Here is a 12,844-nt window from a genome sequence, read left to right as displayed (position 1 = left end):
GCCCAAACCGTCTGTATCAATTCGCCGATTACAAATATTACCTACAACACCTCTGGCGCAACTGGTGCAACATTCTCTGGATTGCCTACCGGAGTTAATGGTAGTTGGGCAGCAAATGTTGTAACAATTTCAGGAACACCAACTGCTTCCGGTAATTTCAGCTACACAATCACTTTGACGGGTGGATGTGGGATCGTTACTGAAAGTGGTTCAATTAGCGTAACTCCAGACAACACAATTGCTCTTTCTTCTGCAGGTGGTACTGATGCCCAAACCGTCTGTATCAATTCGCCGATTACAAACATTACCTACAACACCTCTGGCGCAACTGGTGCAACATTCTCCGGATTGCCCACCGGAGTTAATGGCAGTTGGGCAGCAAATGTTGTAACAATTTCAGGAACACCAACTGCTTCCGGTAATTTCAGCTACACAATCACTTTGACGGGTGGATGTGGAAACGTTACTGAAAGTGGTTCAATTAGCGTAACTCCAGACAACACAATTGCCCTTTCTTCTGCAGGTGGTACCGATGCCCAAACCGTCTGTATCAATTCGCCGATTACAAATATTACCTACACTACATCTGGCGCAACTGGAGCAACATTCTCCGGATTGCCCACCGGGGTTAATGGTAGTTGGGCAGCAAATGTTGTAACAATTTCAGGAACACCAACTGCTTCCGGTAATTTCAGCTACGCAGTAACCTTAACAGGTGGATGTGGAAATATAATTGCAAATGGTTCGATTGCCGTTAACTCGCTCCCTAACGTCACGTTTGCCCCATTGTCAGACGTTTGTATCGATGAAGCAGCATTTACACTAATAGAAGGATCTCCCGCTGGTGGTACCTACTCTGGCCCCGGAGTCAGTACCGGTCAATTTGACCCGGCTACTGCAGGCGTTGGAACTCATACCGTTACATACACCTACAATGATGGAAATGGCTGTGTGAATTCAGCATCCACTGATATCACAGTTAATCCTTTACCTGTAATTACATTGACTAGCAAGACAGACGTTCTTTGTGCTACAGATGGTGATGGAGCAATTAATATTACCGTCTCAAATGGAACGCCCAATTACTCTTATTCATGGACAACCGCGGACGGAAGCGGCCTGTCGGCTTCTGCCGAAGACCAAACAGGACTTTCAGCCGGAACCTATACCGTTGTGGTTACGGATGCTAACGGATGTAGTGCAACATCCGACATCACAATTGACATTCTGGATAATGAAGATCCAGTAATCACGTTTTGTCCTGGAGAAATCACACAAGCTACAGATCCTGGTGAATGTCGGGCTTATGTAACTTTTACTGAATATGCAACAGCAACGGACAATTGCCCCGGAGTAACCATTACAAACAGCGAGAATGGCGGGGGTGCGGATGCAAGTGATTATTATGATAGAGGAACAACGACTGTCACTTTTACTGCAACAGATACTAACGGTAATACAGCAACATGCGATGTATTAGTTACTATTTATGACAATGAGGGCCCTGTAGTTGACGACTGCCCTCCAACTGTTTTGTATTTTAATAATTCTCCGGGAACTTGTGAAGCTGTTGCCAACTGGACGGAACCAGTAGAGACAGAAATTGACAATTGTACTCACAAAAATAAGATCGACTGGTATGAACCAAGCCAGAATCCCGGCGACGTTTTTGAGGTTGGAAGCACGACCATTGAATATCGAGCAGTGGATGAATTTGGAAATGAAACAGTTTGCTCAACCGAAATTATTGTAGTAGATAGTGAAGACCCTGTAATTACCGGATGCCCGGATAATATTACTATAAACAGTGATGCCGGTTCCTGTTTTGCAACGGTTAGCTGGACAGAGCCTACTGCTTCAGATAATTGTACAACCAGTGGCAACATTATTTGGACTAAATCCAGCGATCCTGGTGATTCGTTCCCAATTGGAACCACAACAGTAGATTATACTGCCTCCGATGAAGCCGGGAATATTGCCACTTGCTCATTTACGGTCACCGTCACTGATGATGAAGCTCCGGTAATCTCAAATTGCCCAACAACAATCAATAAAAATAACGATACTGGTTCGTGTAATGCAATTGTTAGCTGGACAGAGCCCACTGCCTCGGACAACTGTACAGCCAGCGGAGATTTGATTTGGACAAAATCTCACACACCCGGTTCGACATTTGATATTGGAACAACAACCGTTACTTACTCAGTAATGGACAATTATGGAAATGTTAGTGCTGTTTGTTCATTTGATGTGGTCGTGACCGATACAGAAGATCCGGAACTCACTTGCCCAGGTGACATGACGGTTTCAGCAACTGCCGGAAGATGTGATGCCAACGTAAGCGTTCCACTGGCTACATTCTATGATAACTGCCCGGGAGGAGCAATTACCAATAGCTACAATAACGGTGGCCCAAACGCCAGTGATGTCTATCCGGTTGGAACCACTGAAGTTATTTATACAGTAACGGATGCTGCCGGAACTGAGATTAGCTGCTCAACGTTCATTACGGTTGCAGATGACGAAGCCCCAACCATAAATTGCCCGTCAAACATTACTGTAAATGCGGATAATGGATCGTGTGATGCCAATGTTTCTTTAATAGTTAACTATAGTGATAATTGTTCTGGAGCGAGCATTACAAATAATTTCAATTCGGGCGGAGCGGATGCCAGCGACAATTATCCGGTTGGAACCACTACCGTCGAATTTATTGCCACCGACGCTGCTGGAAATACAACTCCATGTTCGGTCGATATAACTGTAATTGATAACCAGGATCCGGTTATTTCATGCCCTGCTGCTGTTTCACAGGCTGTAGACCCTGGAAGTTGTGAAGCCACCGTCAGTAATTTGATTGCCACATTTACTGACAATTGCACGGGCGGATCAATCACTAATGATTACAATGCTGGAGGTGCTGATGCCAGCGATAGCTATCCAATTGGAACGACCACTGTAAAATTTACCGCGACCGATGCTGCTGGAAACACCGATGAATGCACTGTAACTGTAACTATCACTGATGATTTGGATCCGGTCATCACTTGCCCGGGTGATGCTAGCAAAACTGCTGATCCAGGGGAATGTGAAGCTTATGTATCAATCTCACTTGCAACACTATCAGACAACTGTGCAGGTGGATCAATCGTCAATGATCACAATTCAGGAGGAGCGAATGCCAGTGGAATATATCCGGTTGGTACAACAACTGTTGAATTTACTGGCACCGATGCTGCTGGGAATTCGGTTACCTGCACCATGGATGTAACCGTAACGGATGATGAAGCACCAACGCCAGACTTGCCCAATTTATTCGATGTAATTGGTGACGCGTGTGAAACAACCATTGTAAATGCTCCCTCAGCAACTGATAATTGCGATGGACCAGTTTTTGGAACGACATCTGATCCTACCAGTTATTCTTCGGTTGGAACTTATTCGATTCTCTGGACTTATGAAGATGGGATTGGTAATACCAGTACCCAAACACAGACAGTTATTATTACTAGTGTTGGTGTACCTTCTCCTACAATCGATAACCTTCCTACTGTACGTGGTGAGTGCTCTGCAACTGTCACTGGTGTCCCAACAGCTGAAACAAACTGTTCTACGACTATCGATGGAACAACTTCCGATCCATTAACCTATAATGCTCAAGGAAGCTATGTAGTTACATGGGCATATGATGACGGCAACGGTAATATAACAACACAAACTCAAGCAGTTATTGTTGAAGATACCCAGCCGCCTGTTTTAAGCTGTATAAATGACACTACAGTAACTGCTGATCCAGTATCTTGTACTGCATCTATTGCGCTACCATTAGTAACCGCAACCGACGGGTGTTCTACTCCGACCATTACCAATGATTACAATTCAGGAGGAGCCGACGCAAGTGACACTTACCCAGTTGGAACTACAACTGTAACTTTCACAGCTACTGATGATGTCGGAATGACATCAATATGTTCCATCGATATAACCATTGAAGACAATGAAGATCCAGTAATTACATGCCCATCACCAATCACACAAACTGCTGATCCTGGAAAATGCGAAGCAACAATTACTGGTTTTATCTCAAGTGCCACTGATAATTGCTCGACAGTCACGATAACCAATGATTTTAATTCAGGTGGAGCTAATGCAAGTGGAACGTATCCTGTTGGGACAACCACTGTCAAATTTATTGCGACAGATCAAAGTGGGAATCAGGATTCCTGCACGGTGGATGTCACAATCACTGATGATGAAGCCCCGGTTGTAAACTGTCCGGGAAACATCACTAAGCCAAATGATGCCGGAAGTTGTGACGCCTTTGTAACAATTTCAAATCCAACTTTTACTGAAAACTGCTCTAACGTAACCATTACCAATGATTACAACGGAGGAACGGATGCCAGCGATACCTATCCGGTAGGTACAACTCCGGTAACCTTTACTGCTACAGATGAAGCAGGAAATATTAGTACAAGCTGCACCATAAACGTTATCGTAACTGATAATGAAGTTCCGGTAAAACCAACACTTGCTTCTGTAACTGAACAGTGTTCTGTGACGCTTACAGCACCTACAACCACTGATAATTGTTCGGGAACAATAACAGGTACAACGCCCACAGCATTCCCTTATACCACTACTGGTACTTCCGTCATCACATGGACCTTTATTGATGCCGCTGGAAACTACACCACAGCCAACCAAACGGTGACAATCAATGACAATACTTCCCCTGTTTGGGACACTTTCCCGGCAACTGCAAATATCGAATGTAGTGATGATTCCTCTCCTTTAGCAACTGGTACTCCAACTGCTACCGATAATTGTGGAACTCCAACAATTACATACAGCGACGCTACTACTTCAGGAAATTGTGTTGGACGCTCCACCATCATTCGCACATGGACAGCAACAGATGCATCAGGAAACTTTGTCACGCAAGATCAAACAATCAATGTGACCGACAACACACCTCCTGTGTTAACGTGTACAGATTACAATAATTTTGATCCAAATGTCATCCCTTCTTACCTTCTCCACACAGGGGTTTCTGCAACTGATAATTGTTCTCCATCAGGTTTAATTACCTACGAACTAATCAGTGAAGAATATTTTGGATTGGATCAGGTCGCTGGTTTTTGCCCTACCAGCCTCGAACGTGTTTACGTTGCCTATGATAACTGCGGAAATGCTTCAGATCCTTGTACTCAAACTTATACTTTCACAAATAGTGGTTCGTGTGAAGCTTGTATTGATGATCCAAGTACAACAGAAGATGATGTTCCATTCTTCGGTGTAATCTTTGATGATCCGGATTCTACCTGGACTTCACCTAGCGTTATTAGGAATGGTATCTGTTGTTATGCTGAAGGACCACCACCACCACGCTGTATTTCATTCAATGTATACTTGCATGAAGACGCAGTTGGTTTAGTATTTGACATTCCAACAGGTGCAATTCCTGGTGGAGCACTTTATTATCACATTGATTGTGGACCTCCGTCCAAAGTTGGAGACGTGATCTGTTTAAGTGGTGGCAGATTCTATACGATAACATTCTGTGAGCCGGGAAATAACCCAAACACCTACTCAATCCAATCCATTAGTGGAGCCACTACAACAGAAGATTTGGTGACCCGTGCGGATGATCAGTGTTCCGGAAACATTTCAGTTTCAGGTCTTGATCCGAATGCCGAAATTACCTGGACTGTATCCTCTCCTAACGACCAAAGTTTACTAAATTATCTCGATTTAACTGATCCTTTAAACCCAATTTTTACTGGAGATGAGAATGCTCCTGCAACCATCGTATACGAAGTATGTGGTACACTCGCTGGAACTTATGTTTGTGATGGCCAACCAATAATTAGTTGTGCAGACGTAACAGTAACGGTATTACCAAAAATCAACATTTCATTTGATGTAGAGACGGATGACATTTGTGAAGATGATATTCCAACCATCAACGCAGGGATCACCCCGATTAATTTAGATTACAGTTATGAATGGCATGACGGACCGGATGGAACTGGCGCAATATTATCAACTGATCCATATTGGACTCCTACGGTTCCAGGCACCTATTCTCTTGTTGTTGAAGAAGATCAAACAGGTGTTGATTGTAATTATGGCATTAGCAACTTTGATATTACTTTCGACTACATTCCTCCGGCAATACTTGCACCTCCAACCGATTTACAGGTAGAATGTAATGACCCGGATGCAGAAACAATAATTGCCCAGTGGTTAGCCACAGCCACTGCTTCCGACGAAGATATTTCAAGTATTCCGGTTGAGAATGACTACGTTCCATTTACCCATACTTGTAATGGTGAGCTAAAAGTGTATTTCTGGGCTGATGATGCTTGTGGTAACCGGGCTTTGGATTCAGCTTATATTCAGATTCTGGATACCAGTGTCCCCGTTATTTCTCAGCAACCAAATGACGGAATAGCAGAATGTACTTCAATTAATCCTGATGAAAATCCTGATTACATTGCCTGGCTTGCCAATCATGGAGGAGCAGTGATTAATGACCAATGTGACGCGGACCTGACGTGGACTGCTGACACAGCCTCTCAAAATTGGGTGATTGACACTAATAATCATACGAAAACAAAAACAGTTACGTTCACTGCCACCGATGATTGTGATAATGCCGTAAGTACACAACCTGCCACATTTACCATTACTGATGAGATTTTGCCCAATCTCACCTGCCCAACCGGCCCGGTTATTTTGCAGGCACCTGTTGGTAATTGTGACCTGGTAGTAAATGACCCAAGTTTAGAGCCAACCTATAGTGATGGATGTTCGGTTGCCACACTCGAATACTCAGTGTTTCATGCCGATGGAACCACCCAAAGCGGCATAGGTTCAGTCAATGGAATAACATTCCAGGTTGGTATTTCAACAGTTACCTATACTGTTTCTGATGATGTAGGCAATGAAATCACCTGTCAGTTTGACGTTCAGATAACGGACTTGATTAAACCGGTTTTCACTTCCGGATGCCCAAGCGATATTGGTCCAATTAATGCCGAAGCCGGAGTTTGTGACGCATTGGTTAATGTTCCAACGCCGACTGTTAGTGATCCATGTGATGAAGGCTACACCATCATAAATGATTTCAATGGCACCGATGATGCCACTGACAGATATCCGGTTGGAATCACAACAGTAAAATGGATCATTGAAGATGCCTCTGGAAATAAAGACAGCTGCACACATACCATTACAGTAATCGATACTCAAAACCCAACATTCACTTCATGCCCAAATGATGTAGAATATTTAATTACCAATGGTGGTTGTACATTAGTTCCAAGTAATGTTCCTGACCCAACATTTACAGACAATTGCCCGGATCCAATTCTAAAATGGGAAATGAGCGGTGCAACCACAGGCAGCAGCCCAACGGATGGACAATACTACGTTAGTGGAGAAACATTTAACGTCGGTGTGACAACGGTTACTTATGTTGTCATCGATGCCAATAACTTAACCGACACTTGCAGCTTTGATGTTTGGATTAAAAACCTGGATGCTCCTCAATTCTCAGTAACCTGCCCTGATCCAGTAGTTGTAAATGCTGACCCTGACCAATGTGATGCAGACCTTATTATTCCTGTACCTACGATAACCAATCCTTGTAATGAAGAGTACACCGTATCCAACAACTGGCCCGACGCTATTGATTCGATGAATGTTAATGGAATTTATCCTGTAGGTACAACAACGATAGAATGGATAATTACAGATGCTTCCGGAACGGATTGGCCATGCACACAAACTATCACGGTGAATGACGCACAAGATCCGGTGATCACCTGCCCTGCAAACGTTGAAGACCTGATTACCAATGGTGGTTGTAACATCGTTCCTACAGGAGTGCAGCAGCCATCTATCAGCGAAAACTGTAACCTTGACGTCTTGAAGTGGATCATGACTGGTGCGACTGTTAATTCCAGTTCGGATACCGGAATCAATTACGCAGACAACGAAACTTACGAGGTTGGTGTGACAACAGTAACCTACATTGCCATTGATGAAGCAGGAAATTCAGATACCTGCTCTCATACTGTTTGGATCAAAAACCTGGCCGATCCTCAATTCTCAGTGACTTGTCCGGATCCGACAATTGTTGATGCTGACCCTGATCAATGTGATGCAGACCTGATCATTCCTGTACCGACGATAACCAATCCTTGTAATGAAGAGTACACCGTATCCAACAACTGGCCCGATGCTATTGACTCGATGAACGTTAATGGAATTTATCCTGTAGGTACAACAACGATAGAATGGATAATTACAGATGCTTCCGGAACGGATTGGCCATGTACCCAAACAATCACGGTGAATGACGCACAAGATCCGGTGATCACTTGTCCTCCAAACGTTGAAGACCTGATTACCAATGGTGGTTGTGACATCGTTCCTACAGGAGTGCAGCAGCCATCTATCAGCGAAAACTGTAACCTTGACGTCTTGAAGTGGATCATGACGGGTGCGACTGTCAATTCCAGTTCGGATACCGGAATCAATTACGCAGACAACGAAACTTACGAGGTTGGTGTGACAACAGTAACCTACATTGCCATTGATGAAGCAGGAAATTCAGATACCTGCTCTCATACTGTTTGGATTAAAAACCTGGCCGATCCTCAATTCTCAGTGACTTGTCCGGATCCAGTAATTGTTAATGCAGACCCTGACCAATGTGATGCTGACCTGATCATTCCTGTGCCAACAATTACCAATCCTTGTAATGAAGAGTACACCGTATCCAACAACTGGCCCGATGCTATTGACTCGATGAACGTTAATGGAATTTATCCTGTAGGTACAACAACGATAGAATGGATAATTACAGATGCTTCCGGAACGGACTGGCCATGTACCCAAACAATCACGGTGAATGACGCACAAGATCCGGTGATCACTTGTCCTCCAAACGTTGAAGACCTGATTACCAATGGTGGTTGTGACATCGTTCCTACAGGAGTGCAGCAGCCATCTATCAGCGAAAACTGTAACCTTGACGTCTTGAAGTGGATCATGACGGGTGCGACTGTCAATTCCAGTTCGGATACCGGAATCAATTACGCAGACAACGAAACTTACGAGGTTGGTGTGACAACAGTAACCTACATTGCCATTGATGAAGCAGGAAATTCAGATACCTGCTCTCATACTGTTTGGATTAAAAACCTGGCCGATCCTCAATTCTCAGTGACTTGTCCGGATCCGACAATTGTTGATGCTGACCCTGATCAATGTGATGCAGACCTGATCATTCCTGTACCTACGATAACCAATCCTTGTAATGAAGAGTACACCGTATCCAACAACTGGCCCGATGCTATTGATTCGATGAACGTTAATGGAATTTATCCTGTAGGAACAACCACGATAGAATGGATAATTACCGATGCTTCCGGTACAGACTGGCCATGTACACAAACAATTACAGTAAATGACTTGCCTCCATATCTGGAATGCCCTGACGATATTGTTGATCAAGCTGATTATGAAAAGACTTATGCTTCAGGAGTTATCGTTCCTGAACCAATATACTACGATAATTGCCCGGACACCACATTAACATGGGAAATGACAGGTGCAACGATTGCCGTTGGGAATACGGATCCGAGTGGTATTAATATTGTACCAAGTCCTTACACTTTTAATGTTGGGGTAACTACCATCACCTATACCATTGAAGATGCACACGGACATACAGCGACGTGTTTCTTCACGGTAACGGTAGAAGCCGAACCGGTGATTGAATGTCCAAATGACACCACTGTGTACACGCCATCAACATCTTGTGTGCATAATTTTGATCCGGGAACACCTGAACTAATTGAAGGAATCCCAACCATTACCTGGGAATGGAAGATATTCGATCCGGAAGGCAACGAACAGGCAACCGGAACAAGTACAGGAAATAATCCGGATCCAAGTGCCCTTCCAATGGGAAATCATGATTTTGAATTAGGAACAAGCACCATCCAATGGACTGCTGCAAACGTTTCTGGTGCTGATACCTGTTTCCATACAGTTACGGTACTCGACACCATTCCTCCTACATTTACCGCACCGTCTTTAACTGCTTGTGTTGATCTATTATCTCTTGCTCAATATGTTAGTTCAAATCTGGATAAAACACCAAGCCCTGATAAGTATACATTTAAGAGTGGCAATACGGCATTGGATTTAACAGACATTTCGGATAACTGTTGTGCTGAGGCTGATATGACCATTAACTGGCGAATTGACTTTACAGATACTCCGGATCCTTCAAATCCCAGTGGCCCAGCATTAACACACAGTCCAATATCAGGATCAGGACAACTGTCAACATACGGAAGCGATATCCCGCTTTGGGGTGACGGAGTGAATTTTACAACGATCACTCATTACATCACCTATTGGATAGAAGACTGTAATGGAAATACATCAGAAGAAATTATTAAACCAATAACCATAACACCAAGACCTCAAGTTAACTAGAAAATGAAAATAATTAATTCGATATATACCACGATCCCTTGTAAGGGAAGACTCTCAAAACAGGACGATGCGGCCTACTTGCCTAAGCTGCGTGTTGCTGGTGTGCGAATCGGTAAGGCGGTAACCCGTCACAGGTACTTTGCCCAATTAATCTGTAGCCCGCGGGTTACTGCTCTTTACCGTTTCTGCTTTAAAGAAAATAATTACCAACTAAAATATATAAATGCCTATGAATAGACTCCCTTATTCCCTCCCGATTACTCGGGATAGGGAAGCCCAAAAGGGAAAGAAGAAAAGAACCAAGATTAAAGAGTCAAGATTAAAGATCTTGCATTAGGGAACGAGGATCTGAAAATGATCCGCACTTAAACAGCGAAAGCTGAATATTGATAAGAACAAGGATTCAAGAACAAAGAACCAAGATCAAATTTCGAAGGGAAAGAATCCTACTCAATAAAGCTTAAGCTGATTACGCTGTCAAAGGGAAAAGTCGATGACTTTAAGCCTACGACTAACAAGATTACCCCTTGCCGATAAATCGGACGTTCCCCCTAAAGGGGAAGATTAAGGGAAACAAAAACTAAAAAGTCTAGAATCTAGCTTCTTGGATCTAGCTTCTAGATAACAACAACTATTTAAACAATAACAAAGGATGAATGGAACTAAAAAAATAAAACAACCATTCACCCAAACAACAACTCTTAAATTTTATATTATGAAAAAGCAAATTTTTATTCTTACGTTTTTAGTACTGGCTTTAATCGCCGGAACTTCCAATTTATTTGGGCAAACTGCGGTACACAACTCTAATCCAGAGGCTGCTGTTAGCTGTACTAATGATGCATTACATCCAATTGCAGGTACACCATACGAATATTCTGTGACGACTGATCCTACAGGTGGTACATATACCTGGTGGGCAACTACAAATACTAGTTTTATATCAGGTGGTGTCCTAAACAACTCTGGCGCAGGAACTCTAGCTTCGCCAGATGTTACAGCAACTACTGCTGCAAATTACAATCAGGGAACTGCCGCTAGTACAATTGAATTATCCTGGGGTACAGATGTTCTTGCTGCTGCTGCTGCAACGCCAACTTTTGTCGCTGTTTATTATGAAGCACCAGCGGGTAGCTGTTCTGATAACCTTAAAGTTTATCAAATTGAACCAATAAATGCATTCACAGTAGACATTTTAAGTCTAGACCCAACTACACTTGCTGCTGATGCCAGCGGATATAGTTATGCTGCTGCACAATGTTTTGATAATGTGCAAAGCGCAAGCTGGAGTGGAGATGCAATGACTTATGATTATGGTACAAATACCCTCTATTTTGAAATAGTTGCCGCAAACTTTACTGAAGAATGGACTCCTACATTTACTTTAACCGGATTACAAGGAGCTCAAACTGCAACAATCGAATGGGATTATGATACTTCATTTGGTTCTGCTGTAGCGGTAACATCAGGAACAGCTAGTGGTACTACTGCTAAAACAAGTGCCACTGATACATCAACTGGTGTTTCCATTTACGCAAAAGTGACAATCACCAACAGTACTTTTGAAGGGATAGATGACACACCAATAACACTAGCCGTCAATGGAACTAACACTGCAGGGCAGCCTGATGTTGTCGCTGCTGACTGTACTAGTCCTGATACAAATGAGGCTACTCAAACTCTTACTGAACGTCCAGAAGTTATTGACAATACAGACGTTGGTGATTTTGAACAACCATAAGAAGGAATTCGCTTTTTCATAACCAGATATAGCCTTCCATTCGTCAGCTGACGAATGGAAGGTCCATCGGGTAAGAAGAAGCAACGAAGATGTAAGTAAATTAGATTAAGTTGAGTTTATGTGTGAGACGGGAAATAGTGTTGATACGGATGTTGGATGCAATCCATTCATGGGATTTACATCGTCAATCACGAGTCCGAATAGAACAGATGATTTTCCGATGCCGCCAGATGGACTTCCGGTATCATCAAATGGAATTCCGACAACGACAGATTACTTTCCGTTATTGTCAGATAGATTTCCGATACCGTCGAATGAGTTTCCGCTATTGACAAATGGAATTCCAAAGATGTCAATTGGTTTTCCGGCTTTGTCTATATGCATTCCGCTTATGACAAGCAGAATCAGCAAGGCGCGTACTCTGTATTTAGAGACAACGAAGCACATAACAAAACTGAACGACCTCAATCATTTCCGGCATAGTAAGTCCGGGGAATACACATATGCATGAAACATCAGAAAGCCTGGAAATACAAGCTCGAAACTGGAAGTTAAACCAGAATCAAGTATCCAGTATCAAGA

The 12,844-nt window shown here is 43.2% G+C and carries 3 protein-coding genes; all 3 read left to right on the top strand.

Annotation, left to right across the window (positions count from 1 at the left end):
* Positions 1-81: 81 nt before the first annotated feature.
* The 3 genes from ACUNWD_RS20375 (at position 82) to ACUNWD_RS20365 (ending at position 12,773) form a co-directional block, all read left to right on the top strand.
* A complete protein-coding gene (locus ACUNWD_RS20375) occupies positions 82-10,521 on the top strand; it encodes an HYR domain-containing protein (RefSeq protein ID WP_445589715.1) in 10,440 nt (3,479 codons plus the stop codon).
* Positions 10,522-11,236: 715 nt separating this feature from the next.
* Positions 11,237-12,262, top strand: a complete 1,026-nt coding sequence (locus ACUNWD_RS20370; RefSeq protein WP_445589714.1) for a hypothetical protein — start codon at positions 11,237-11,239, stop codon at positions 12,260-12,262.
* Positions 12,263-12,380: 118 nt separating this feature from the next.
* The gene (locus tag ACUNWD_RS20365; protein WP_445589713.1) at positions 12,381-12,773 is read left to right on the top strand and encodes a hypothetical protein; all 393 of its coding nucleotides are present in this window, start codon (positions 12,381-12,383) and stop codon (positions 12,771-12,773) included.
* Positions 12,774-12,844: the final 71 nt, after the last annotated feature.

The organism is Sunxiuqinia sp. A32, assembly GCF_052690465.1.
The sequence above is the reverse complement of the archived record's forward strand: the minus strand, read 5'-3'. Positions and strand labels throughout refer to the sequence as shown.